General features: G+C 67.0%; 19 protein-coding genes. 7 read left to right on the forward strand and 12 right to left on the reverse strand.

What is annotated here, in order from left to right; genetic code table 11:
• Nucleotides 1-118: 118 nt before the first annotated feature.
• Nucleotides 119-892, reverse strand: a complete 774-nt coding sequence (locus ACRSCF_RS28055) for an MHYT domain-containing protein (RefSeq protein ID WP_016449153.1) — start codon at nt 890-892, stop codon at nt 119-121.
• Between the two features lie 343 nt (nt 893-1,235).
• Nucleotides 1,236-3,500 carry an ATP-dependent DNA helicase RecG gene (gene recG / locus ACRSCF_RS28060; protein ID WP_244387606.1) on the reverse strand — a complete coding sequence of 755 codons (2,265 nt, stop codon included), beginning with the start codon at nt 3,498-3,500 and terminating at the stop codon, nt 1,236-1,238.
• Between the two features lie 184 nt (nt 3,501-3,684).
• Between recG and ACRSCF_RS28065 the strand changes: the two genes are divergently transcribed.
• Both ACRSCF_RS28065 and queA read left to right on the forward strand, forming a co-directional pair.
• Entirely contained in the window at nt 3,685-4,938 is a 1,254-nt protein-coding gene (locus ACRSCF_RS28065) for an HD-GYP domain-containing protein (protein WP_016449151.1), read from the forward strand.
• A gap of 97 nt (nt 4,939-5,035) precedes the next feature.
• Nucleotides 5,036-6,136, forward strand: coding sequence for a tRNA preQ1(34) S-adenosylmethionine ribosyltransferase-isomerase QueA (queA, locus tag ACRSCF_RS28070; RefSeq protein ID WP_016449150.1), 1,101 nt, complete (start codon nt 5,036-5,038; stop codon nt 6,134-6,136).
• 81 nt (nt 6,137-6,217) lie between these two features.
• Here queA and ACRSCF_RS28075 read toward each other — a convergent pair whose 3' ends face one another.
• From ACRSCF_RS28075 to hpf, 9 genes are all read right to left on the reverse strand, one after another.
• A complete protein-coding gene (locus tag ACRSCF_RS28075) occupies nt 6,218-6,976 on the reverse strand; it encodes an iron ABC transporter ATP-binding protein (RefSeq protein ID WP_034363473.1) in 759 nt (252 codons plus the stop codon).
• The gene (locus ACRSCF_RS28080) at nt 6,973-7,971 is read right to left on the reverse strand and encodes an iron chelate uptake ABC transporter family permease subunit (RefSeq protein ID WP_034363470.1); all 999 of its coding nucleotides are present in this window, start codon (nt 7,969-7,971) and stop codon (nt 6,973-6,975) included. The genes ACRSCF_RS28075 and ACRSCF_RS28080 overlap by 4 nt, the downstream gene beginning before the upstream one ends.
• A complete protein-coding gene (locus ACRSCF_RS28085) occupies nt 7,968-8,951 on the reverse strand; it encodes an ABC transporter permease (RefSeq protein ID WP_016452016.1) in 984 nt (327 codons plus the stop codon). Before ACRSCF_RS28085 ends, ACRSCF_RS28080 begins: the two co-directional genes overlap by 4 nt.
• 46 nt (nt 8,952-8,997) lie before the next feature.
• Nucleotides 8,998-9,969, reverse strand: a complete 972-nt coding sequence (locus tag ACRSCF_RS28090) for a siderophore ABC transporter substrate-binding protein (protein WP_349305360.1) — start codon at nt 9,967-9,969, stop codon at nt 8,998-9,000.
• A gap of 53 nt (nt 9,970-10,022) precedes the next feature.
• Complete coding sequence (locus ACRSCF_RS28095) at nt 10,023-11,789, reverse strand: enterochelin esterase domain-containing protein (RefSeq protein ID WP_324622803.1); 1,767 nt, start codon at nt 11,787-11,789, stop codon at nt 10,023-10,025.
• Between the two features lie 4 nt (nt 11,790-11,793).
• Nucleotides 11,794-13,971: a TonB-dependent receptor gene (locus ACRSCF_RS28100; protein WP_244387608.1), complete on the reverse strand. Its 2,178-nt coding sequence runs from the start codon at nt 13,969-13,971 to the stop codon at nt 11,794-11,796.
• Nucleotides 13,972-14,217: 246 nt separating this feature from the next.
• The gene (gene hprK / locus ACRSCF_RS28105) at nt 14,218-15,174 is read right to left on the reverse strand and encodes an HPr(Ser) kinase/phosphatase (RefSeq protein ID WP_016449143.1); all 957 of its coding nucleotides are present in this window, start codon (nt 15,172-15,174) and stop codon (nt 14,218-14,220) included.
• Nucleotides 15,175-15,206: 32 nt separating this feature from the next.
• The gene (locus ACRSCF_RS28110) at nt 15,207-15,680 is read right to left on the reverse strand and encodes a PTS sugar transporter subunit IIA (RefSeq protein WP_016452020.1); all 474 of its coding nucleotides are present in this window, start codon (nt 15,678-15,680) and stop codon (nt 15,207-15,209) included.
• Between the two features lie 155 nt (nt 15,681-15,835).
• A complete protein-coding gene (gene hpf / locus ACRSCF_RS28115) occupies nt 15,836-16,195 on the reverse strand; it encodes a ribosome hibernation-promoting factor, HPF/YfiA family (RefSeq protein ID WP_016449141.1) in 360 nt (119 codons plus the stop codon).
• Nucleotides 16,196-16,559: 364 nt separating this feature from the next.
• On the opposite strand from hpf, the gene ACRSCF_RS28120 reads away from it, so the two are divergent.
• Both ACRSCF_RS28120 and ACRSCF_RS28125 read left to right on the forward strand, forming a co-directional pair.
• Complete coding sequence (locus ACRSCF_RS28120; RefSeq protein WP_016449140.1) at nt 16,560-17,483, forward strand: phosphoribosylaminoimidazolesuccinocarboxamide synthase; 924 nt, start codon at nt 16,560-16,562, stop codon at nt 17,481-17,483.
• A 142-nt stretch (nt 17,484-17,625) separates the two neighbouring features.
• Complete coding sequence (locus ACRSCF_RS28125; protein ID WP_016449139.1) at nt 17,626-18,210, forward strand: DJ-1/PfpI family protein; 585 nt, start codon at nt 17,626-17,628, stop codon at nt 18,208-18,210.
• A gap of 29 nt (nt 18,211-18,239) precedes the next feature.
• On the opposite strand, the gene ACRSCF_RS28130 is transcribed toward ACRSCF_RS28125, so the two are convergent.
• Nucleotides 18,240-18,920 carry a transporter gene (locus ACRSCF_RS28130; protein ID WP_244387609.1) on the reverse strand — a complete coding sequence of 227 codons (681 nt, stop codon included), beginning with the start codon at nt 18,918-18,920 and terminating at the stop codon, nt 18,240-18,242.
• Between the two features lie 94 nt (nt 18,921-19,014).
• Between ACRSCF_RS28130 and ACRSCF_RS28135 the strand changes: the two genes are divergently transcribed.
• The 3 genes from ACRSCF_RS28135 (at nt 19,015) to ACRSCF_RS28145 (ending at nt 23,650) form a co-directional block, all read left to right on the forward strand.
• Entirely contained in the window at nt 19,015-19,905 is an 891-nt protein-coding gene (locus ACRSCF_RS28135; protein WP_016449137.1) for a LysR family transcriptional regulator, read from the forward strand.
• Between the two features lie 86 nt (nt 19,906-19,991).
• Nucleotides 19,992-21,692, forward strand: a complete 1,701-nt coding sequence (locus tag ACRSCF_RS28140; protein WP_016449136.1) for a molecular chaperone HscC — start codon at nt 19,992-19,994, stop codon at nt 21,690-21,692.
• Nucleotides 21,689-23,650: a J domain-containing protein gene (locus ACRSCF_RS28145; protein ID WP_034363465.1), complete on the forward strand. Its 1,962-nt coding sequence runs from the start codon at nt 21,689-21,691 to the stop codon at nt 23,648-23,650. The genes ACRSCF_RS28140 and ACRSCF_RS28145 overlap by 4 nt, the downstream gene beginning before the upstream one ends.
• Nucleotides 23,651-23,656 lie beyond the last annotated feature (6 nt).

Genomic DNA, 23,656 nt, shown 5'->3' on the forward strand with positions numbered 1-23,656 from the left:
CTCCCCTCAAAAGTTCCTGTGCAGACTCTAGGATTTGTCCTATTTCGATTGTGCCAGTCCTCGTCCACGCATGACCACTGCGCGCTCCCCGACCTGCCGGCTTTTTGCATTTATCCACCTAGTGCAGCGGCCGGCGCATCCGGCCGCGCTGCTGCATGAGCTGGTCCATGCCTATCAATGCTGCCAGGCCTATGGCCACGATCACGGTAAAGACGGGAAGGTCCAAAGCGCTGATCACGGCAAAACCTTGCGGCCGAGCATACCGCTGTGTCTCGGAAATGCATACAAAGTCTGCTGCGGCCATGCCCGTGTAATGCATGGAGCATACTGCCGCCCCCATCACGGCAGCCGCCAGCGCCCGCATGCCCAGCGAGCCGGTGCGAAACGACAGCCAAAGAGCGGCGCTGGCCGCCACCACGGCAATGGCCACGGACAGCACCACGGTGGGAACGGACCAGACGATGAAGCCCGGAAAGCGCATGCCGTACATGCCCAGGTAATGCATGAAGGCCACGCCCAGGCCCAGCAGGGTGCCGGCGCCCAGCACGCGCAACCCGCTTTCGGGCCGCCGCGCGACAAAGGCCAGCGCCACCGAGGTCGCAGCGACGGCAGCCACCAGGGACACCAGGGTTTCGACCATGGAGTAGCCCGAGCCCATGCCCAGGTTCAGCGCCAGCATGCCCGTGAAATGCATGGACCACACGCCTATGCCGCCCAGCGCCGTGCCGGCCGCCAGCAGATTCAGCCAGCTGATTCCCGTGCGCCCGCGAATGCGCTGTGCCGCCGTGAGGGCCACGAAGGAGCCCAGCACGGCAATGCCATAGGACAGGGCCACCAGGCCCATGCGCCAGGAGGTCTCGACGAGTTCATTCGCTTGAACGGCTTCATTCATGTGGACGGCTCCTCATTCTCAGAAAGATGGGACAACACAAGAGTGATCACGGCCGTCCTCCCCGTGGGGAAGCGTGGGGAGGAGTGGCAGGCCATCCCCTCCCGGATGGACCTACCCTGTTTTTTGCGACTCAATGTACCAAAATGTCACAAATACTCAATGCCGTCGCCGCGCGCAGATGTCACCGCCAGGACCGCATGAAGCGCTCCCTACCGACAGCTACAACGCACACGCAAACCTTGCCTGGCGCGGGCTGCAGGCCTGCGGAGCAGGCCGCCACCGGGCAGCGCCCGTGCGCGTAAAAATACGTAACAGAAACATCCCGCAAGCGGGGGCCGGCCCATCAGGCCTTGAGGAATTCGGCCTTGCCGCCCAACCAGCGGTCCACATGCCGCTGGGCCAGTTGCGGGTGCTGCTCCAGCATGCGGGGCGCCAGCTCGCGGGCCCAGTCGAGCAGCATCAGGTCCTGCTCCAGATCGGCAAAGCGCAGCATGGGAGCGCCTGATTGGCGCGCACCCAGGAATTCGCCCGGACCGCGAATCTCCAGGTCGCGCCGCGCGATCTCGAAGCCGTCGTTGGTTTCGGCCATGGCACGCAGCCGGTCCTTGGCCGTCTCGCCCAGGCGGCCGCTGTCTCCCACCGAATACAGCAGCACGCAGGCCGAAGCTGCAGCGCCCCGTCCCACGCGCCCGCGCAGCTGGTGCAGCTGCGACAGGCCAAAGCGCTCCGCATGCTCGATCACCATGAGCGAGGCATTGGGCACATCCACGCCCACTTCGATCACGGTGGTGGAGACCAGCACGCCCATGACGCCGGCCGAGAACAGCTCCATCACCGCCTTCTTCTCGGCCGTGGGCATGCGCGAATGCAGCAGGCCGACCATGACATCGGGCAGCATCTCGCTGAGGTAGGCGTGGGTGGCCGTGGCGTTGGACAGGTCCAGCGCCTCGCTTTCCTCGATCAGCGGACACACCCAGTAGACCTGGCGCCCCTGGGCGACCTGGGCGCCGATGCGTTCGATGACTTCGTCCTTGCGGCTGTCGGCAATGAGCTTGGTGACGATGGGCGTACGCCCCGGCGGCAGCTCGTCGATGGTGGAGACATCCAGGTCGGCGTAGTAGCTCATGGCCAGGGTGCGCGGGATCGGGGTGGCGCTCATCATCAGCAGATGGGGCTCCATGCCCGAGGCTGCGAGTTTCTGGCGCAGCGCCAGCCGCTGGGCCACGCCGAAGCGGTGCTGCTCGTCGATGACGGCCAGCGCCAGGTTCTTGAACTCCACCTGGTCCTGGATGACGGCATGCGTGCCCACCACCAGGGCCGCCTCGCCGCTGCGGACCAGCTCCAGCATGGCGGTGCGCTCCTTCTTCTTCTGCGCGCCGGCCAGCCAGGCCACGCGCTTGCCCAGCGGGGCCAGCAGCGGCTCCAGCCAGCCGACCAGCTTGCCGAAATGCTGCTCGGCCAGGATTTCGGTGGGCGCCATCAGCGCGCACTGCCAGCCGGCCTCGATGCAGGCCACGGCCGACAGCGCCGCCACCACCGTCTTGCCCGATCCCACATCGCCCTGCAGCAGCCGGTGCATGGGCATGCGGCGCTGCATGTCGGCGAGGATCTCGCCCACCACGCGCTGCTGGGCGCCGGTCAGGCCAAAGGGCAACTGGTCGAGAAACTGGCGCGCCAGTCCCTGGGCGCTGTCCATGGGCAATGCGCACAGCACGGGCGCCCTGAGCCGCGCGCGCTCGCGCTTGGCCTCGTATTGCGACAGTTGCTGGGCCAGCAGTTCCTCGGCCTTCAGGCGCTGCCAGGCCGGATGCGAATGGTCTTCCAGCGTGGCCAGGGCCACATCGGGCGTGGGATGGTGCAGGAACTGCAGCGCGTCACGCAGGCTGAACAGCGGCGGCAGCCCGCCGTTGCCGTGGAAATGGGCCACGGGCGGGTGCTCTCCTGCGGGCAGCGTATCGGAGAGGTCGGCCCGCAGCATGGCCGTGGCCGCTGCGCGGCGGATATAGGCCTGGGGCAGTCCTGCCGCCACCGGATAGACGGGCGTGAGCGCCGTGGGCAGATCCCCCCCGGCCGCGCGGAACGCGGGGTGCAGCATCTGCCGTCCCCAGAAGCCGCCCTTGACCTCGCCGCGTATGCGCAGCCGCGCGCCCACGGACAGGGTTTTCTGGTGCGAAGGGTAGAAGCTGAAGAAGGTCAGCACGCATTCGGCCGTGCCGTCGTCCACCGTGACCTTGAGCATGCGGCGAGGGCGCAGCTGCACTTCGCTGTGGGTGACCGTGGCCTCGATCTGCACCGTATCGCCTTCGCGCGCATTGCGCAGCGCGGTGATGCGGGTCTCGTCCTCATAGCGCAGCGGCAGGTGCAGCGCCAGGTCGATGTCGCGCACCAGGCCCATTTTCTGCAGCGCCTTCTGCGCGGGACTGGCGGCAGGCCTGGCGGCGGGCTGTGCAGGCGAGGCGGCCTTGTCGCCCGAAGTGGCCGAGGCCTTGCCGGCCTTCCTGGCGCCGCCCTTGCCTGCGCCAGCCTTTGCCTTGCCGGCGCGCGCGGCCTTGCCACCAGGGGCGTCGCGCCCCAGGTCGGGAAAGGCAGAGGAGACGTTCAGGGGCATGGGCTTTCCTGTTTCAGAACATGCGCGTTGGCTTGCAGCATAGTGTATGAATATACAGGTGTAGGCAACACGCCACGTTCATGCCGGCCGGCCCTGCCCAAAGCACCCTTGACGCCCCGGGTCTCTGGGGAAGCCGCTACCATGCACGCTGACGTTACGTAGTGTTACCCCGCCACCGAATGCCATGTTGAAGCGTATCAATGTCCAGCATGTCACTCTGGGCATGTTCCTGCACGAGTTCTGCGGCTCCTGGATGGAGCATCCCTTTTGGCGAACCCGTTTCCTGCTTCGCTCCGAGGCCGATCTCCAGCGTCTGCGCGCCACCTCGATCCAGGAGGTCTGGATCGATGTGCGCAAAGGCCTGGACGTGGGCGTGCAGGTGCCCTGCCTGCGCTTCGACCCGCAGGACGAGCTTCGCCACCAGATCCCCGACAACGCCCGCCCTGCGTCCGAGCAGAGCACGGCCCCCATCTCCACCGCCACCGAGCTGCGCCGCGCGGCCCAGACCTGCGCCCAGGCCAGGCAATTGCTGAGCCGCCTGTTCAGCGATGCGCGGCTGGGCCGGCCCGTGGACGCCTCGGCCGCCGGACAGCTGGTGGACGATGTGACGGCCTCCGTGGCACGCAATCCCCATGCGCTGATCGGCCTGGCCCGCCTGAAGACCGCCGACGACTACACCTACATGCACAGTCTGGCCGTGTGCGCGCTGATGGTGGCCCTGGCCAAGCGCATGGGCCTGGACGACCACAGCCTGCGCAAGGCCGGCATGGCCGGCCTCATGCACGATCTGGGCAAGACCGCCATTCCGGTGACCGTGCTCAACAAGCCCGGCCCGCTGGACGACGCCGAATGGGCGCTGATGCGCGCCCATCCACGCCACGGCGAGCAGCTGCTGCGCCCGCTGGGCCTGGACGACGAGGTCATCGATGCCTGCCTGCACCACCATGAAAAGGTGGACGGCAGCGGCTACCCCGACGGGCTGCAGCAGGGCGACATCGGCCTGCTGGCGCGCATGACGGCGATCTGCGACGTCTACGATGCCATCACCTCGGACCGGCCCTACAAGAAGGGCTGGCCGCCTTCGGAGGCGCTGCGTCGCATGGCCGAGTGGAGTCCGCGCCATTTCGACAAGCGGCTGTTCGAGCAGTTCGTGCAGACCGTGGGCATCTACCCGCTGGGCTCGCTGGTGCGCCTGCATTCGCAGCGTCTGGCGGTGGTGGTCGATGCCTCGCCGGCCAGCCTGCTGGCGCCGCGCGTCAAGGTCTTCTATTCGCTGCGCCAGTCCTGCCGCATCACGCCGGAGATCGAGGACCTGTCCGAAAGCCAGGGCAACGACCGCATCATCGCGCGCGAAGACCCTGCGGACTGGGACTTCCCCGATCTGGAATCGCTGTGGCTGGAGTTCGAGCGCCAGCCCCAGGCCGCCATGGCCAGGTGACCACCGGCAATTCCGGGGATGACCCCAGGGTTTGCGACAATTGCCAGCTTCCGTTCAACGAACTTGGAACGGGCCATGTCCGGCCCTCAAGCACTGCATGTCCTCCCTGTCCCGTGTGTTCTCGCTCAGCGATTTCGACTTCGAGCTTCCCGAGAAGCTGATTGCCCAGCATCCTGCCGCCCAGCGCAGTGCCTCGCGCCTGCTCGACGGCCGCGACGATGCCAACCCGCCCGCCGACCGCATCTTCCACGAGCTGCCCGATCTGCTGCAGCCCGGCGACCTGCTGGTGTTCAACGACACGCGCGTGATCAAGGCGCGCATCTTCGGCGAGAAGGCCAGCGGCGGCCGGCTGGAGCTGCTGGTCGAGCGCGTGCTCGAAGGCAACGACGTCGTGGCCCACATGCGCGTCAGCAAGAAGCCCCTGCCCGGCTCGCGCATCCACCTGTGCGGCGGCAAGAACGGTGGCGGCTTCGACGCCGTGCTGCGTGGCCGCTGGCCCGACGAGAACGGCCCGCTGTTCCACCTGAGCTTTGAAGGCCCGCGCGGCGAGACGCCCCATGAGCTGATGGAGCGCTTCGGCCATCTGCCGCTGCCGCCCTACATCGAGCGCCACCAGGAAACCGGCAACGACCCCGATGCCGCCGAAGACAGCGAGCGCTACCAGACCGTCTTCGCGGCCCGCCCCGGCGCCGTGGCCGCACCCACGGCCGCCCTGCACTTCGACGACGCCGTGCTGGCCCGCCTGGCCGAGCGCGGCATCGAACGCGCCAGCGTCACGCTGCACGTGGGCGCCGGCACCTTCCAGCCCGTGAAGACCGAGAACCTGGCCGACCACCAGATGCACAGCGAGTGGTACGAAATCCCGCTGGCCACCCTGGCCGCGCTGGAACGCTGCCGCCAGCGCGGCGGCCGCATCATCGCCGTGGGCACGACCACGGTGCGCACGCTGGAGTCCTGGGCCCAGACGGGCAACTTCTCAGGCGATACGCGCATCTTCATCACACCGGGCTTCGAGTACCAGGTGGTCGATCTGCTGATCACCAACTTCCACCTGCCCAAGAGCACGCTGATGATGCTGGTCAGCGCCTTCGCCGGCTACGAGCAGGTGATGGCGCTGTACCGCCATGCGATCGCGCAGGAGTACCGCTTCTTCAGCTATGGCGACTCCATGCTGTTGAAGAAGAAAAGCACCCCCTGAGCGGCCGGCTTAGGCCCTTGCTTGGTGTCCCTCGCCTCAGGCCGCGCCAGGTTCAAGCGCCAAGCCCGAAACACCGCATGTTCAGCCAAAGTAATGGCAGAGCCTGCGGCCCTTGACCTCGTGCACGCTGACGGGGATGCCGTAGAGGGTGCTGAGGACCTCGTCCTGCACGACCTCGGCCGGCGTGCCCGCCACGGCCAGGCGGCCGTCCTTGAGCGCGATGATGTGGTCGGCGTAGCAGGAGGCGAAGTTGATGTCGTGCAGCACCATGACCACGGTCTTGCCGCGTTCGGTGACGGCGCGGCGCAGCAGGCCCATCATGCTGACGGCATGGGCCATGTCCAGGTTGTTCAGCGGCTCGTCCAGCAGGATGAAAGGCGTGTCCTGGCACAGCACCATGGCGATGTAGGCGCGCTGGCGCTGGCCGCCTGACAACTCGTCGAGAAAGCGCTCGGCCAGCGGCGTGAGCTGCAGGTACTCCAGCGCCTCGTCCACATGGCGCACATCCTCGGGGCCCAGCCGGCCCTTGCTGTGCGGAAAGCGGCCGAAGCCCACCAGGTCGCGCACCGTCAGGCGCAGCGTGCTCTGGTTGTCCTGGCGCAGGATGGCCATGATGCGCGCCAGCGCCTCGGTGGGCGTGGTGGCCACGTCGCGGCCAGCCACCAGCACCTGGCCTTCCGTGATCGGCATGAGGCGGCTGACCAGGGACAGCAGCGTGGATTTGCCGGCCCCGTTGGGGCCGATGATGGCCGTCAGCGCCCGCTCGGGCACGTTGAAGTTGAGCTCCTGCAGCACGGTCGTGCCGCCATGGCGCTTGAGCAGATCACGCACCTCGATCATTGGGTCCCCTTGCGCATGAGCAGCACGATGAAGACGATTCCACCCAGGAACTCCACCACGATGCTCAGCACGGTATTGAATTGAAAAAGCTGCTCCAGCAGCACCTGGCCGCCCATGAGCAGCACGCAGCCCCAGAGCACGGCCGCAGGCAGCACCCAGGCATGGCGGCGCGTGCCCATGGCGTGATACGCCATGTTGCTGACCAGCAGGCCGAAGAAGATGACAGGCCCGACCAGGGCCGTGGACACGGCCACCATGCAGGCCACCACGGCCAGCAGCCGCAGCACGCGGCCATCGTAGTCCAGGCCCAGGCCGATGGCGGCATCGCGCCCGAGCGAGATCACGTCCAGCACGTGGCGCTGGCGCCAGATCCAGGCGCTGCCCAGCGCGATCAGCAGCAGCGACGGCACCAGCAGCTGCAGGTTCACCGCGTTGAAGTTGGCGAACATGCGGTCCTGCAGCGCCGTGAACTCATTGGGATCGAGCACGCGCATGGCCAGCCCCGCCAGGCTGCGAAAGAAGATGCCACCCACCATGCCCACCAGCAGCATCAGGTGCAGGCTGCTGGCATGGCCCACGAAGAGCCAGCGCATCAGCAGCACGCTGAAGCCCACCATCAGCACGATGTTGAGAGCATAGCGCCCGACCTCGCCCATGGCGGACACGCCTGCCGCGCCCAGCATCAGCACCATGGCCGCCTGCACGAACAGGTACAGCGCATCCAGCCCCATCACCGAAGGCGTGAGGATGGTGTTGTGCGACACGGTCTGGAACACCACGGTGGACAGGCCGATGGCGCAGGCCACCAGCGCCATGGTCAGCACCTTGGCGCCCCGGTGCTCCAGCACGAAGGCCCAGTCGGTCCTGACGCCCACGGTCATGAAGGCCAGCAGGCACAGCAGCGCCAGCCCTCCCAGCAGCGCCAGGCGTCGGCCCCGGCCCCAACTGCGCGCAGACGGATCGTCGGAAGCAACGGATTGCGGCAGGCTGCTCATGCTCGGTCCTTGCGGCGGCGCAGGATGAGCGCCAGGAACAAAGCACTGCCCAGCACGCCCAGCACGGTGCCCACGGGGATTTCATAGGGCGCGATCAGCATGCGCCCGACCAGATCGCACAGCAGGGTCAGGCCCGCGCCGATCAGCGCCACCCACAGCACGCTGCGGCGGACGTTGTCACCCAGGACCAGGCGCACCACGTTGGGCACGATCAGTCCCACAAAGGGAAGGCTGCCGGCCGTGACCACCACGGCGGAAGTGGCCACGGCTACCACCACCAGCCCCTGCCAGACCAGGCGCCGGTAGTTCAGGCCCAGATTGGTGGCAAAGCTCTCGCCCAGGCCGGCGACGGTGAAGCGGTCGGCCGCCAGGCAGGCCAGGGCGGTGACACCCAGCGACAGCCACAGCAACTCGTACCGCCCCTGCACCACCAGCGAGAAATCGCCGTTGGACCAGGACTTGAGCGCCTGCATCATGTCGAACTGCAGCGCCAGAAAGCTGGCGGCTGCCTCCAGCACGCCGGCCAGCACCAGGCCGACCAGGGGCACCATCCACGACGAGCGCAGCCGGATGCGCGAGAGCACGGCCAGGAACAGCGCCGTGCCCAGCAGTGCCGCCACGGCCGAAATTCCCATCTTGGCCATCACCGGCCAGTGCGGCACCCAGAGGAACGCAGCCAGCATGCCCAGGCTGGCCGACTCCACCGTGCCCACGGTGGAAGGCTCCACGAAATGGTTGCGCGCCAGCATCTGCATGAGCAGTCCGCAGACCGCCATGGATGCGCCGGCCAGCAACAGGGCCAGGGTGCGCGGCACGCGGCTGTAGACCAGCACCTGGCTGGCCAGGTCGTCCTCGCTGCGCGACCACAGCACGCTCCAGTGCATGTCGCCCGCGCCCACCATCAGGCTGGCCAGCGACAGCGCCAGCAGCAGGCCCAGCGCGAAAAGCCAGGCAAGGGCCTGGCGAGAGGGGCGTGACATGGGCACGGCGTGCGCGGTGGCGACAGGCGGGCTCAACGCTTTGGCGTCATGTGCGGGCAAAGGCATCCGACAGTTGCTGGATATTGGCCTTCAGCGCGCCCGGCCCGGCGTTGGACAGGGTGTACCAGTTGGCTGCGTTCAGATAGACCACCTGCTTGCCGCGCCAGGCCTTGGTGGCGCGCACCAGCGGGTTGTCCAGCAGTTGCTGGGCGGTCTTGCCATCCTGGCCGATGGCCACGTCGCGGTCGATGACGAACAGCCAGTCGGGATTGGTCTTGAGCAGGAACTCGAAGGAGACCACCTGCCCATGGCGCGCCACCGTCAGGTTGTCGATGGCCGGCTTCACGCCGAACACATCGTGCAGCATGCCGAAGCGCGAGCCCGGACCGTAGGCGCTGAGCTTGCCGCCCGAGGTCAGCAGCACCAGCCCCTTGCCCGCGTTCTGCGCCTTGCCATGCAGCGCGGCGATGGCCTGCTCCACGGCCCGGACCTCGGCCTCGGCCTTGTCCTGCAGGCCGTAGACGGCGCCCAGCGTGCGGATGTTGCGGTAGATATCGGCCATCTGGTGCTGGTCGCTGACGCTCAGGTCCAGCACGGGGGCGAAGCGCGACAGCTCCTTGTACTTGGCCTCGGAGCGGCCGCCCACGATGATGAGGTCGGGCGACAGCGCCTTGACGGCCTCGTAGTCGGGCTCGAACAGGCTGCCGATGCGCGCATACCTGGCATCGGCATAGCGGGCCAGCAGCGGCGGCATCTTGAACTCGGGCACGCCACGCACCTCGCCGCCCAGCGCCTGCAGCGTGTCCAGCGCCGCCAGCTCGAACACCAGCACGCGCACGGGCTTGAAGGGCACCTGGACCTCGCCCTTGGCGTGCGGCACGGTCACGGTCTTGCCGACCGCTGCCGTCTGTGCATGGGCCATGGACAGTGCCAGAGGCAGCGTGACCAGCATGCCCGCGCCCTGGCCCATCGTCGCCAGGATGTGGCGCCGGGAATGATTTGCATTCAAGGTGTTCATTCTTTCAATGATTGCTGTATCGCCAGGAAGTTCAAACATTGGCCTTGGCGGCCTCAGGGAAGTGCGGGCGTGCTGTCCGGCATGCGCTCGCAGGCCGGCAGGCCCTGGGCAAAGCGCCCGGGGGTGAGCAGGGCCACCAGGCCGCAGGCCAGCGATCCCTGCCATTGCAGGTAGTCATGGCTGGTTTCATGCTCGGCCTGCGTGACCTCGTAGCCCTTGGCGCGCAGCACGTCGGCCAGGTGGCGGTTGGTTTCCAGGATGCCGTCCTGCCCGCCGCGTGCACGCTCGTAGCGGCCTGCATCCAGATAGAAACGCACGGGCTGGCGCGGCTCCTGGGCATAGCGGCGCTGCACCCAGCCCGGCACCTCGCCGGCCGGCGACCACCAGAACGATCCCGACATGCTCAGCACATTGCCGAACCAGCGCGCATTGACCAGGCCCGCATAGGCCGAGGCCAGGCCGCCGAAGCTGGAGCCGCCGATCACCGTGCGCGCCGCAGGCTGGCCCAGGCCCTGCTCCCCCACCCAGGGCATCAGCTCCTCATCCAGAAAGCGCGCGAAGGCGGTGTTGGGCGGCAATTCCCTGCCGCGTGCCTGAGGGCTGGCGTTGTCCACCAGCACCACGGCCGTGGGCGGGATCAGGCCGTCGGCCATGAGGTTGTCGATGAGGGTGGGCGTGGACACCTGCTTTGCATAGGCATTGCCGTCGAACAGCACCAGCAGCGCCTCGGGCGCCTGGCCGCCCGCCGGGCGGTAGGTCCAGACATCGCGGCTGCTGCCCAGCACGCGGCTTCGCAGGCGGTGCTGCACCAGTTGTCCTTGCGCCACGCCCGCGCGCGGCGCCGTCCAGGGCTGGGGTGGGGCCTTGGGCAGCTCCAGCACGGAGGCGCCCTGGAAGACATCGATGAAGCCGCCCTCGGGCGGCTGCGGGAAGGTCTTGGGATTGAGCGGATCGCGCTGCGCCGTAGCCAGCAGGGCGCGGCGCTGCTCCATGGCCGAGCCTTCGATCAGCGGCACATCGGGCGCCAGCCGGTAGCTGAGCCTGGCGTTGTCCGCCATGCGGAAGCTGGCCCACCAGACATCGCTGCCGGGCAGATGCTGCAGCGGATCATGGTTGCCGGCCGGGCTGCCGAACAGGCGCACGCCCTGCATGCCCGCACGCGGCTGGCCGCGCCATAGGAAGGTGACCAGGGAGTGCCCCTCGGACAGGGGCTCGACCATGGGTGTTCCTTCCTCCTGCACGCGCCGCCAGAAGGCGTCGGCAGCCACACCAGCACCCGCGCCGCGCTGGATTGCCTGCGCCAGAGCCCGCAGCCGCGGGCTTTGCAGTGCCGGAGGCTCGGAGGTGGCCGAGGCCTTGTTGCCGGCAGGCGCCAGGCTGGAGGTCAGCCGCAGCGCGAAGCGCCCCGCTTCTTGCGCCTCACCGCCGGAACGGGGGTCAGCCAGGGCCACACGCCTGGCCACCAGCCGCTGCCGTCCGGCTCCCTCCGTGACCCACATCAGCGACTGGGCGCCGCCATCAGGCCTGGCCAGGCGGCGCAGGTGCCGGCCCTGGGCATCCTCCAGGTCCAGGGCCACGCCCTGCCCCTCGAATTCACCCTGGACCACATGGCCGGCGGGCAGATCGACGCGCCAGGACTCGCGCCCACCTGCAGCCAGGACCCCTGTGGCCGCCTGGCCCGGCGCCAGCGTGCCCGGCCGTGCGGCCAGGGCCTGCCGCGATGCGGTTGCCGTCATGTCTTCACCGGCATGGACGGCTGCGCCCATCAGGCACAGCAGCGAGGCGGCCAGGCACAGGCCTTGTCGTGCAGCTTGCGCCATGGCGTCAGAAGTCCACCGTGGCCGAGACACGCACGGTGCGCGGGCCGCCCGTGGTGGCGAAGTTGTCGTTGAAACTGCCGGCCCAGTAGGACTTGTCGAACAGGTTCTCCACCGTGGCGCGGAAGGTGACGGGTTTGGCCGCGATGCGGGTGGCGTAGCGCGCGCCCACGTCCACGCGGGTCCAGCTGGGCATCTTCAGCGTGTTGGCCGAATTCACCCATTGCGCGCCCGTGTAGATCAGGCGGCCGGTGAGCGTGGCGCCCGGCAGCGCGGGCACATCCCACTCGCCGCCCAGGTTGGCCGTCCAGCGCGGCACGCCGTAGACGCCGTAGCCGTCGCGCGCGCCGCCCTGGGTCTTGCTCTGGATGGCCTGCGTATAGGCCAGGCCGCCCAGCACGCGCGTGCCGCGCAGCGGCTCGCCGAACACATTCCACTCCAGGCCCCGGTTGCGCTGCTCGCCATCCATCAGCAGGCGGTTGGTCGCGGTCTCCACCACGGACGAAGGCCGCTCGATCTGGAACAGCGAGACCGTCTGCGTGAAATCACCCGTGCGCCACTTGGCACCGATCTCGAACTGCTTGGTCTTGTAAGGCGCGAACACTTCGCCGGCATTGGCGTAGGTGGCGCCGACGATGGAGCCCGCGCTCAGGCCCTGCACATGGTTGGCGTACAGCGAGACCGTATCGCCCCAGGGCTTGACCACCAGGCCCAGCGCGGGCGAGATGGCATGTTCGTCATAGCGCGCCATCTTCTGGTTCACGCGCTGCAGGCGCGCGCCCACGGTGAGCTGTACGGTGTCGCCACCCCAGCTCAGCGTGTCGGCCAGGGCCAGGCTGCTGAGCACGTCGTCGCGCTCCTGCTTGATGGCGCCGTAGGGGCCGGCCAGCGTGATGGGCGCAGGGTCGTAGATGTTGGTGATGTAGCTGGCGCTGGTGGCCACGGCCGCGCGGCCGCCCTTCTGGTTCATCCAGTTCACGGAGGCGACCAGCAGATGGTTCACGCTACCCGTGCGCAGGCGCCCGCGCACGCCGAACTCGGCCGCCATGCTGTCGGTGTAGCCGTACTGGTTGTAGGTCTGGCCCACGGCCGAGCCGTCGCCCTGGGCGCGCAGCACCACGCGCGTGCCGTTGAGCATGCCGTCATAGGAATGCTTGCCGCTGCCCACCGAGCCGAACAGCGTCCAGTCCGCCCCCAGGTCCACCGAGCCGCGCAGCATCAGCGCATCGCTTTGCTGCTGGGCACGTATGCCCGGGAAGAGATTGGTCTTGGCGTCGGGCGCTGCAATCACCTGCTTGAGGTTCTGCATGCTGACCATCATCGGGCTGCCGTCACGGATGTTGGAGCGGTAGCTGTAGGCATCCAGCCCCAGCGTGAATCCGTCGCCCTGGTAGTCGAGCGCCAGTGCGCCCAGGCCATGGCGGCGGTTCTGGCCGTCGATCTCGGTATCGCCGCCCGAGGTGCTGCCGTTGATGCGTATGCCCAGGCGGCGTTCCGGGCCGAAGCGGCGCGACACATCGGCCTGCAGGCCCAGCTGCGAGGAGCTGCTGAGCATGGTGGTCACGCGCGTGAGGTCCCGGGCCAGCGGGCGCTTGGTCACCAGGTTGATGGTGCCGCCCACGGCGCCGCCCGGCGTCATGCCGCTCAGCAGCGCACCCGGGCCCTTGAGCACTTCCACGCGCTCGATCATCTCGGTGGGCACATGGCCATCGGGCGCCAGGCCGTACAGGCCGTTGAAGCCCAGTTCCGAGGCATTCACACCCAGGCCGCGGATGGTGAAGTTCTCGTAGGCGTGGCCGGTGTTGGTGGTGAAGCGCACGGAGGGGTCGTTTTCCAGCACCGACATCAGCGTGGTCGCGTGCTGGTCGGCAATGCCTTCGGCCGTGTAGGAGGTGATGTTGAACGGCGTATCCATCACATCGCGCTGGCCCAGCACGCCCAGGCCCGCGCCCTTGGCCACCTGGCCGCCCGGCGCCACGGTGGGCAGTGCCTGGGGATCGGTGGTGCTGCGCACCGTGATCTCGCCCAGTTCGGCGTCGGCCGCCCAGGAGGCGGCGGGCAAAGCGGCAGCGGCAACCATGGCGCAGACACGGGCGATGGTGCCCAGGCCGTGGAACGGTGAAACGGGGGCGAAGGGGCTGACAGCGCCTGCGCGCGGCAGGCCGGTGCGGGAACGAGAGGACATCCGGGAGGGCTTTCAAGGCGGAAGAAAATGCGCCGCATCCAGGCCCGCAGCCCGTCGGGACACAGGCCGGATACGGCATCTGCCCGAATTATAGAAAATGAGAATTATTCTTATTTGAGAAAACAACGACAACGCACCGCGCGCAAACATGGGCGCACGGTCCGCAAACAATCCCGGAAAAAACAGTGGGGCCCAGGCAACAGGCCGCCGGCAACAGGCAGCCGGACGCCACGACGGCGCAGACCGCTAGAAGGTGTCGCCGCGTTCCATGGCGCGGCGGTGGCGCTGCACGAATTCCTGGTAGGTGTCGATGCCGCGCAGCTGCAAGATGGCATTGCGCACGGCCGCCTCCACCAGCACGGCGATGTTGCGGCCCGCCACCACCTGGATCACCACCTTGCGCACGGGCACGCCGAGCACGTCCTGCGTCAGCGGCTCGGCTGGCAGCCGCTCGTATTCGCGCTCCATGGTTTCCTTGCGCACCAGGTGCACGATGAGCTTGAGACGCATCTTGCGGCGCACGGCCGTCTCGCCAAAGATGGCGCGGATATCGAGCAGGCCGATGCCGCGCACCTCCAGCAGGTTCTGCAGCAGCTCGGGGCACTTGCCCTCGATCGTGGTCTGGTTGATGCGGTACAGGTCCACGGCATCGTCGGCCACCAGGCCGTTGCCGCGCGTCACCAGCTCCAGCCCCAGCTCGCTCTTGCCCAGGCCCGACTCGCCCGTGATCAGCACGCCCATGCCCAGGATGTCCATGAACACGCCATGCATGGTCGTGCGGTCGGCGAAATGCTTGGCCAGGTAGGCACGCAGCACATCGATCACGAAGGCCGACTGCTCGCGCGTGGCGAACATGGGAATGTGGGCGCGCTCGCACATGGACAGCAGCGCCTCGGGCGCCGTCTGGCCATCGGCCAGCACCAGCACGGGCGGCTCCAGCGTGACGATGCGTGCCACGCGGCGCTGGCAGTCCTGCGGCGTGGCGTTGGTCAGATAGGCGATCTCACGCTCGCCCAGCACCTGCAGCCGGTAGGGATGGATGTAGTTCAGGTAGCCGACGAGATCGGCGCCCGAGCGCGCCGAGCGCACGGCCATCTCGTCGAAGCGGCGCTCCGAGGCCCCCAGGCCCGCCACCCACTCCCAGCGCAGGCTGGAGCGGAACTCCTCGAAAAGGACGTCGGCGCTGATGGCACTGGGTCTCATGGCAAGGCCCGTGAAAAGGGGAAGACGAAAGTCTAGACCAGCGGGGCGGCGGAAGACTGCCAGCCGGCAATCATTCCATGCAGCCGGGCCGCATCGCCGCAGGACTTCAGCCGCTCGCGCAGCTGGCTGTCGCTGAGCAGTTCGGCGATTTCAGAAAGGATTTCCAGATGCTTTTGCGTCGCCGCTTCGGGCACCAGCAAAAAGATCAGCAGGCCCACGGGCTGCTCATCGGGCGCATCGAAGCCAATGGGATGGTCCAGCTGGAACACGGCTGCCATCGGAGCGGTCAGCCCCTTGATGCGACCGTGGGGAATGGCCACGCCATGGCCCAGCCCCGTCGAGCCCAGGCGTTCACGCGCGAAGAGGCTGTCGGTGATGAGTGCGCGGGACAGGCCATGCAGGCTCTCGAATAGCAGACCTGCTTCTTCGAAAGCGCGCTTTTTGCTGGTGACGTCGACGCTCACGAGCACTTGAGCGGCGGGCAGGATGGAGGCAAGACGGTTCATGGTTCGGGAAACAATTATGCACCGCAGTGCCGGAAACCGTGGGGAAACCCTGACCCCCATCAAAAACCGCCCCGAAGGGCGGTGGTCGTGCGTGGCACATCAGCCACAAAAACGCAGGTATTGTAAGCGCCCGCACAGGGCCGGCGCCTTACCTGTCACCCGACTGACGCCAGGGTCAGTCCAGCATCATCGAGCCGCTTGGCCGTGCCGTAGCGGCTGCCCTGCTGGCGGGTCTTGTAGCGCACCACGAGGCGGTCCAGCTTGTCAGCCAGCGCGTCGACGGCGGCATAAAGGTCGAAGTGAGAGGTTTCGACAAAGAGATCCTGGCCCTTGACGCGCAGCGTGCAACCGGCACGTTGGCGCTTTTCCTTCTCCTTCTGGTTATGAACGGTCAGCAAGACCTTGACATCCACCACCTGGTCAAAGTGTCGAAGAATGCGTTCGAGCTTGGCCATGACGTAACTGCGCAGCGAGGGAGTGACCTCCAGGTGATGCCCACTAATCGTCAGATTCATATCTAAACACTCCTTGCTCTGGATGGAAACAGCCCGGTCCACCGGGGGACGATCCGCCGGGACAGGTGCTTGCAGGCCGGAATGCGCATTCGTTTGCTTGCGAATCCACTATGCGCCCGGGTCGGGTCAAAAGCAACGCCGCAAGCCGATAGCGCAGGACAGTGCAGGGCCTTGGAGGCGGGTTTTGCGCGCCATGCGATTGGGCGCACAATCGGCGGGTTTGCCAGGCTGCGCCCCTGGGGTGGGGGTGGCCACAGGCCGTCCGTCACCGTGAGGCGCCGTTGGGTAGAATCGCGCTCCTGCGCGTGCCGCTTGCAGCCCTCCGGCCCCTGCAGCCTCTTTGCCAGATTGCCCCTTGCCTCACATGACCACCCAGTCCCGTCCCTCCGCCCTGCACACTTCCAACATTGCCTCGCTGCCGCTGCTCGCGCGCGGCAAGGTGCGCGACAACTATGCCGTGGGCGATGACCGCATCCTGATGGTGGCCTCGGACCGCCTCTCGGCCTTTGACGTGATCATGGGCGAGCCCATCCCCGGCAAGGGCGAGCTGCTGACGCAGATGGCGCTGTTCTGGTTCGACAAGCTTGGCCACATCTGCCCCAACCACCTGACCGGCGAAGCGCCCGAATCCGTGGTCACGCCCGCCGAAGTGCCCCAGGTCACGGGCCGCTCCATGCTGGTCAAGCGCCTCAAGCCCGTGCTGATCGAGGCCGTGGTGCGCGGCTACCTGGCCGGCAGCGGCTGGAAGGAATACCAGGAATCGCGCTCGGTCTGCGGCGTTCCCCTGCCCGAAGGCCTGACCAACGCCGCCAAGCTGCCCGAGCCCATCTACACGCCGGCCGCCAAGGCCGAGATGGGCGACCATGACGAGAACATCACCTACGAGCGCACTGTGGAGATGGTCGGCGAGAAGCTGGCCTCCCAGATCCGCGATACAGCCATCCGCATCTACAAGGAAGCCGCCGCCATCGCCCTCGAAAAGGGCATGATCATTGCCGACACCAAGTTCGAATTCGGCCTGGACGAAAACGGCGAACTGGTGCTGATGGACGAGGTGCTCACGCCCGACAGCTCGCGCTACTGGCCCGTGGAAGGCTATGCCCAGGCGCTGGCCAAGGGCGAGAACCCGCCCAGCTACGACAAGCAGTTCGTGCGCGACTGGCTGGAGCAGGCCCAGGTCAACGGCAAGCCCTGGGACAAGAGCGCCCCGGCGCCCCGCCTGCCCCAGGAGGTGACCGAGAAGACGGCCGCCAAGTACCGCGAAGCGCTGCAGCGCCTGACGGCCTGAGCTGCAGCCTGCCTGTCCCCGCAAAAGAGAGCTTCGGCTCTCTTTTTCATTGCGCGGGCCCGTTTCTGCAGCCGGTCACGCCGGCGTCACCGACACTGCCACAATGCTTGTTCCCTCTGACTTTTTTCGAAGGAGCAAGCACATGGCCGGCAAGAAGATTCTGATGATCTGCGGAGACTACTGCGAGGACTACGAAACCATGGTCCCGTTCCAGGCCCTGCAGGCCGTGGGACACACGGTGCACGCGGTCTGCCCCGACAAGAAGGCGGGGGACCACATCAAGACGGCCATCCATGATTTCGAGGGCGCCCAGACCTACAGCGAAAAGCCCGGCCACAACTTCACGCTCAACGCCAGCTTCGCCGACATCAAGCCCGAGCAGTACGACGCCCTGGTGATCCCCGGCGGACGCGGCCCCGAATACCTGCGCAACTACGATGCCGTGCGCGCCGCCGTGCGCCACTTCTTCGACAACAACAAGCCCGTGGCCGCCGTCTGCCATGGCGCCCAGCTGCTGGCCGGCGCCGGCGTGCTCAAGGGCCGCACCTGCTCGGCCTACCCGGCCTGCCGTGCCGAGGTCGAACTGGCCGGCGGCACCTACGCCGACATCGGCGTGGACCAGGCGCACACCGAAGGCAACCTGGTCAGCGCCCCCGCCTGGCCGGCCCATCCGGCCTGGATCGCACAGTTCCTGTCCCTGCTGGGCACGCGCATCAGCCACGGCTGAGCACGCAGCGGACGTTGGCGCCGGGCGGATCAACCGCCCCAGCGCACCAGCACGATGCCGCCGAACACCAGGGCCGAGGCCAGCATGCGCACGCGGCCCAGGCGCTCGCGCATCAGCCAGGCGACGATCAGCACCGTGGCCAGGCCATCGCCCAGCGTGAGCAGGGCCGCATAGAGCAACGCGGAACCGGATGCGCGCGCACCCAGCCCGTCGATGACCGTGTAGCAGGCAATCATGGCGCCCGTGGCCAGCGCATAGCCGCTGCCGCCATAACCGCTGGCCGCGCCGCTGCGCAACGACAGCGCCAGCACGCCCAGCGACAGGCACAGCACGCCGGCCAGCCCGGTCGCGCCCGGCCACTCACCGGCCAGCAGCGCCGCGCCCAGCGTGACGAACAGTGGCGCACTGCCGCGTGCCACCGGGTAGACCACGCCGAACTCGCCATGCTGGTAGGCGCGCGGCAGCACGAAGTGGTAGACGGTGTGCACGGCCACCGAAGCCGCCAGCCACCACCACACCGATGCGTCCCACAGCGCCGCCGCACGCCAGTCCAGCCAGGGAAGCACCAGCAGCGACCACAGGCTGGCCAGCCCCGTGGTCAGCGCCATGGCGACCATCTTGTCGCCGCCCAGCTTGATGGCGCTGTTCCATCCCGCATTCATCAGCGCGGCCCCCAGGGCCGCAGCCAGCACCGCGTTGCTCAATTCCATTCCATGGCCTCGTTACTGATACGGGACGGGATGATGGATTCGCACCCAGATTAGATAAAGTCGAATCTTCGGAACCTTATCTTCAGGAAACCTGATGCGACGCCTGAACCTCGACCAGCTCCAGACCCTGGTGGCCGTGGCCGACCTGGGTACCCTGGCCGCCGCGGCCCAGGCCCTGCACCTGTCGCCGCCTGCCGTCAGCCTGCACATCCAGGAGCTGGAAGCGCGCCTGGACACACCGCTGCTGGTGCGCGGCAAGCGCCAGGCGCAGCTGACGCCTGCGGGCGAACTGCTGGCCGAAGGCGGACGCAGCCTGCTGGCAGACAGCGAATCCCTGCTGCGCCAGGTGCGCAAGCGTGCCGAGGGCTTTGGCGCCAGCGTGCGCATAGGCGCCTCGGCCGGCGTCAGCCCCCTGCTTTTGCCCGAACTGCTGCAATGGCTGGCCGAGCACGCACCGAGCGTGGAGCTGCGCCTGGAAGTCGTGAGCTCGGCCCAGGCCATGCAGCGCCTGGCGGCCGGCAGCCTGGACCTGGCCCTGGTCGGTCTGCCCCAGCCCGTGGCTGCGGGGCTCGAGGTGCTGGCCTGGCGCAACGACCCCATGGAGCTGTTCGCGCCGCCGCAGATGCCGCTGCCCGACCAGATCACGCCCGAATGGCTCAACGCCCAGCCCTGGATAGGCTTTGCCGCCGGCACCCAGATGCACCGCCTGCTGTCGCAATGGTTTGCCCAGGCCGGCCTGCTGCCCCAGCCGCGCATGGAGATGAGTTATCCCGAAGGCATACGCGCCCTGGTCGCCGCAGGCCACGGTCCCACCGTCCTGCCACGCGAGGAGCCCATGGACGCCGTCAGCCGCACCCTTCAGCAGCGCGGGCTGAGTCCCGCCCTGACACGCCCGCTGGGTCTGGCCTGCCGCAGCGCCTCGCAGCAAGACCCGGCCGTGCAGGCCGTGGTGCGCGGGTTGATGCGATTTGCCGACACTCTTTGATCGCGGCAGCCCAGCCCTCGAAATCCCATAGTCGGGGCCTATGACATCGGACAAAATGCCTCCCCACATCATTGAGAGGGAGTGCAATGCTAGTTGGAATCGATCTGGGCACCACCAATAGCCTGATCAGCATTTATCGCGATGGCAAGACCGAACTCATACCCAATTCGCTGGGCCATTTCCTGACTCCGTCGGCCATCAGCATTTCGGACGATGGTGCCATTCTGGTGGGCCTGGCGGCCCGGGAACGTGTTACCACGCATCCCCAACAATCGGCCATGGCGTTCAAACGCTGGATGGGCACGGACCACACGGTTGTGCTGGGGCCCAAGCGTCTGCGCGCCGAGGAGTTGAGCGCGCTGGTCATTGGCGCACTGGTGGCGGATGCGCAAGCCTATCTGGGCGAACCCGTGACCGAGGCAGTCATTACCGTGCCGGCCTATTTCAACGATGTGCAGCGCAAAGCCACGCAGGCGGCTGGCCAATTGGCAGGTATCAAGGTGGAACGGCTGCTCAACGAGCCCACGGCAGCCGGCCTCGCCTATGGCCTGCAGGAAAGGCCGGATCACTCGACCTTTCTGGTGTTCGATCTGGGCGGCGGCACCTTTGACGTTTCCGTGCTCGAGTACTTCGAAGGCGTGGTGGAAGTGCGCGCCAGCGCCGGGGACACGCGCCTGGGCGGCGAGGACTTCGCGCAGGTATTGGTGGATTGGTTCATTGAGCAGACGCCTGCCCTGCGCAGCGTTCCGCGGGAGACCCTGTCTTCGGACGGGGGGCTCTGGCATGCCGCTGAACAGGCCAAACGCGACCTCAGCGAGAGCGAGTCGACTGAAATGCGGTTTACCTACCAGGAGACGCCGCATGCATTGACGCTCAGCCGTGCCGACTATGAAAACCGCTGCGCAGACCTGCTGCAGCGACTGCGCAGGCCGCTGGAACGCGCCATGCTAGATGCGCAATTGGACATCGCCAATCTGGACGAAGTGGTACTGGTCGGGGGCGCCAGCCGCATGCCCATGGTCCGCCAGTTGGTCACGCGCCTGTTCGGCCGACTGCCGCTGCGCACCATCCATCCCGATGAAACGATTGCGCACGGCGCAGCCATTCAGGCCGGCCTCAAATCACGCAATGCCGCACTCAGCGAAATCGTGTTGACCGATGTGATGCCTTACTCGCTGGGAGTCGTGAGTTCGGAAAATATCGATGGACGGCATTACAGCGACCGCTTTTCCCCCATCATCGAACGCAATACGCCGGTGCCGGTATCGCGTGTCCAGACCTACAGCACCGTTCAGGATGGACAGACGCGCATCGTCATCGACGTGCGCCAGGGCGAGTCACCCATTGGCACAGAGAACCTGAAACTCGGCGATCTGGAGGTCGAGATACCGGCGAAGGGACGCGGCGAGATCAGCATCAATATCCGCTTCACCTATGACGTCAATGGTCTGCTCGAAGTGGAAGGGCATATTCCGGCAACCGGCCAGACCACCAGCACGCTGATCAAGCGCAGCGATCATGTCCTGAGCGACGAGCAGATCCAGGAGGCCCTGCTCAAGCTGCGCGCACTCAAGATCCATCCGCGCGACAAACAGGAAAACGCTTATCTGGTCGCCCGGGCCAAGCGGCTGTACGAAGACAGGCTGGGCCCTGCGCGACAGGACATAGGTCACGCGCTGGCGCGTTTCGAAGCCATTCTCGACAGCCAGGACGAGCAGCAGATCCGCCAGTGGCGCGGCGAGTTCAGGAAGTACCTGGACAGCATCGACAAGGGCTTCGTGCTATGAGCTTCTGGCAAGTACTGGGCATTGAAGCCACGACCGACCTGCCGGCCATCAAGAAGGCCTACGCATCCAGGCTCAAGCACACGCGGCCCGATGACGATGCGGCCGCCTATCAATCACTGCGCGAGGCCTATGACCTGGCCCTGCAGCACGCCAGGCGACCGGCCACGGGCGATACGCAGATGCCGAGCATGGCTGCAGTTGAGCAGGTATCCAGTGCCAGGTCTGCGCAGCAGGAACAAGAGCCTGCACCGCTGTCGGAGCCGGTCCCGGGCCCCGGGACTCAACCTCTGCCCGGCAACACGGACGCAGCAGAACCCCAGGCACAGGAAGCCGCCTTCATCCCGCCCAGGGATCTGGCGCACGAAACGCTCAACTACCTCAAACAGGCAGGGCCTGATGCACTGCTGAACGGCTGGCCCAATCTGCGGCGGGAGCTGGACAAGCTGCCCCTGTCACAGCGTCCTGACGCCTGCAACTGGTTTGCGCAGTTGGTGATCGAGGTGCCCGAGCTTCCGCCGGCATTTGCGCGCGCCCTGTCGGAGTATTTCGCCTGGGAGACGGATTTCCGCGCCTGGCAATGGATGGGGCATGCCCGCGCCACCGCCTTGCGGGAGCAACTGGACCAACTGGAATCCCGTTTCTACCCCGATCCTGCCTTCAGGCAGTACTACGGCCAAATCGCGCTGTTCGGGCAACTGGTGCAGCAGCTTGCAAAGTGGCGCATCTACCTGCTGGCGATGCTCGCCCCCAGCCGGTTTGCCCGCCTATGGAACGAACTCAGCCCGGGGCAGCGCTATGCGCTCGGCGTCCCGAAGCCGCCGCTGCATTCACTTGCCGACCACGCCATGGAAATGGGCTGCGCCTTCCGGACTGCCCTGGTGGTCTTTCTCTCGTCCGTGCTGATGTCCTGGAGCGAATATGCCCATGAGCCCTGGTGGGTCCGACTCATGGCGGTGCTCCTCATCGGGTATGGCACGTTCGTGATGGCCGGCTACGCCTACCGCGGGGTGCTGCACGTCAAGCACGCCCAGCACGCGGCACTGTGGAAGGGGCGACTCAGCCGCAACAGGATGCTGGCGATGGTCTGGACTGCCGTGGCGCTCATGGTGACGGCGACGGCCATTTTCGGCATATGGGAGGCCCGCATGTGGCCCGTGCTCTTCACCTCGGTGGACAGCACGCCGCTGCTCTTCGTGGCCGTGATGCTGGTGCTGGTTGCCTACTGGCTGGCGCTGCTGCCCGCCAGCCCGGCTGGCAAGGCCTTGCCGCCTCTGCTGCTGTGGTGCGCCCTGGCCGTGCAGGCCCTGCCATGGTTCAAGGGCACGCCCTGGACCGGAGCCCTGGTCGGCGCAACCTGGTTTCTGGTCTGTGCCATCGCGTACACGCTGCACGGTGACCGCATGGAGCAGGCATGGCATGGATTCAGGCAGTCGGTCGTTCTGCGCAAGCAGCAGCGGCGCAGTTCGAGCCTGCAGGAAATACTCGTACTCTCGCTGGCATTGCTGCGCCGCACAATCGCACTGCCCTACCGGCTGATGGTGCTGGGCTCGGAACAATCCCCCCATTTCTTGGCTGCTGTACTTTGCATGTCGATGGTGGCCATCGTCCCCGAATATCGTGCGTGGCAGATCCCTCTGACGGCCTGTGCCATGGCCGCTGTATCCCTGTTCAGCAGTCTCTGCTTCGACAACGCAGCGACCGCCCTGATACCCGACCAGCCGAAGTCCGCCTGGCGCGGCTGGCTCGGCTTGGCGATGCTGGGCCTGTGGCTGATCTGGGCCGGGATGTACTGGCGCGATCCCGCTGCGATCCACGCACTCCTTGGCGGTGCGCCGCACAAGGAGGCCGCGGGGTCACCTTTCCTGGACGCCATCGTCTTTTATCTGGTGCCGCTGCTGCCCGTGTTTCTCAACCAGGGCTGGTTCCAGTTCCAGAGGATCAAGCCTGCGAACACCTGAATCGCA

Origin of the sequence: Delftia sp. 11MD (assembly GCF_050907895.1) — a bacterium.
Lineage (GTDB): Bacteria > Pseudomonadota > Gammaproteobacteria > Burkholderiales > Burkholderiaceae_C > Comamonas > Comamonas tsuruhatensis.

Bases quoted from the DNA above. Each gene is read 5' to 3' on its own strand.
- ACRSCF_RS28125 (WP_016449139.1), top strand. From the start codon at position 17,626: ATGGCCGGCAAGAAGATTCTGATGATCTGCGGAGACTACTGCGAGGAC.
- ACRSCF_RS28055 (WP_016449153.1), bottom strand. From the start codon at position 892: ATGAATGAAGCCGTTCAAGCGAATGAACTCGTCGAGACCTCCTGGCGC.
- ACRSCF_RS28100 (WP_244387608.1), bottom strand. From the start codon at position 13,971: ATGTCCTCTCGTTCCCGCACCGGCCTGCCGCGCGCAGGCGCTGTCAGC.
- ACRSCF_RS28080 (WP_034363470.1), bottom strand. From the start codon at position 7,971: ATGAGCAGCCTGCCGCAATCCGTTGCTTCCGACGATCCGTCTGCGCGC.
- ACRSCF_RS28085 (WP_016452016.1), bottom strand. From the start codon at position 8,951: ATGTCACGCCCCTCTCGCCAGGCCCTTGCCTGGCTTTTCGCGCTGGGC.
- ACRSCF_RS28065 (WP_016449151.1), top strand. From the start codon at position 3,685: ATGTTGAAGCGTATCAATGTCCAGCATGTCACTCTGGGCATGTTCCTG.
- ACRSCF_RS28140 (WP_016449136.1), top strand. From the start codon at position 19,992: ATGCTAGTTGGAATCGATCTGGGCACCACCAATAGCCTGATCAGCATT.
- hpf (WP_016449141.1), bottom strand. From the start codon at position 16,195: ATGAATCTGACGATTAGTGGGCATCACCTGGAGGTCACTCCCTCGCTG.
- ACRSCF_RS28090 (WP_349305360.1), bottom strand. From the start codon at position 9,969: ATGAACACCTTGAATGCAAATCATTCCCGGCGCCACATCCTGGCGACG.
- ACRSCF_RS28095 (WP_324622803.1), bottom strand. From the start codon at position 11,789: ATGGCGCAAGCTGCACGACAAGGCCTGTGCCTGGCCGCCTCGCTGCTG.
- hprK (WP_016449143.1), bottom strand. From the start codon at position 15,174: ATGAGACCCAGTGCCATCAGCGCCGACGTCCTTTTCGAGGAGTTCCGC.
- ACRSCF_RS28135 (WP_016449137.1), top strand. From the start codon at position 19,015: ATGCGACGCCTGAACCTCGACCAGCTCCAGACCCTGGTGGCCGTGGCC.
- ACRSCF_RS28110 (WP_016452020.1), bottom strand. From the start codon at position 15,680: ATGAACCGTCTTGCCTCCATCCTGCCCGCCGCTCAAGTGCTCGTGAGC.
- ACRSCF_RS28130 (WP_244387609.1), bottom strand. From the start codon at position 18,920: ATGGAATTGAGCAACGCGGTGCTGGCTGCGGCCCTGGGGGCCGCGCTG.
- ACRSCF_RS28145 (WP_034363465.1), top strand. From the start codon at position 21,689: ATGAGCTTCTGGCAAGTACTGGGCATTGAAGCCACGACCGACCTGCCG.
- ACRSCF_RS28120 (WP_016449140.1), top strand. From the start codon at position 16,560: ATGACCACCCAGTCCCGTCCCTCCGCCCTGCACACTTCCAACATTGCC.
- queA (WP_016449150.1), top strand. From the start codon at position 5,036: ATGTCCTCCCTGTCCCGTGTGTTCTCGCTCAGCGATTTCGACTTCGAG.
- ACRSCF_RS28075 (WP_034363473.1), bottom strand. From the start codon at position 6,976: ATGATCGAGGTGCGTGATCTGCTCAAGCGCCATGGCGGCACGACCGTG.
- recG (WP_244387606.1), bottom strand. From the start codon at position 3,500: ATGCCCCTGAACGTCTCCTCTGCCTTTCCCGACCTGGGGCGCGACGCC.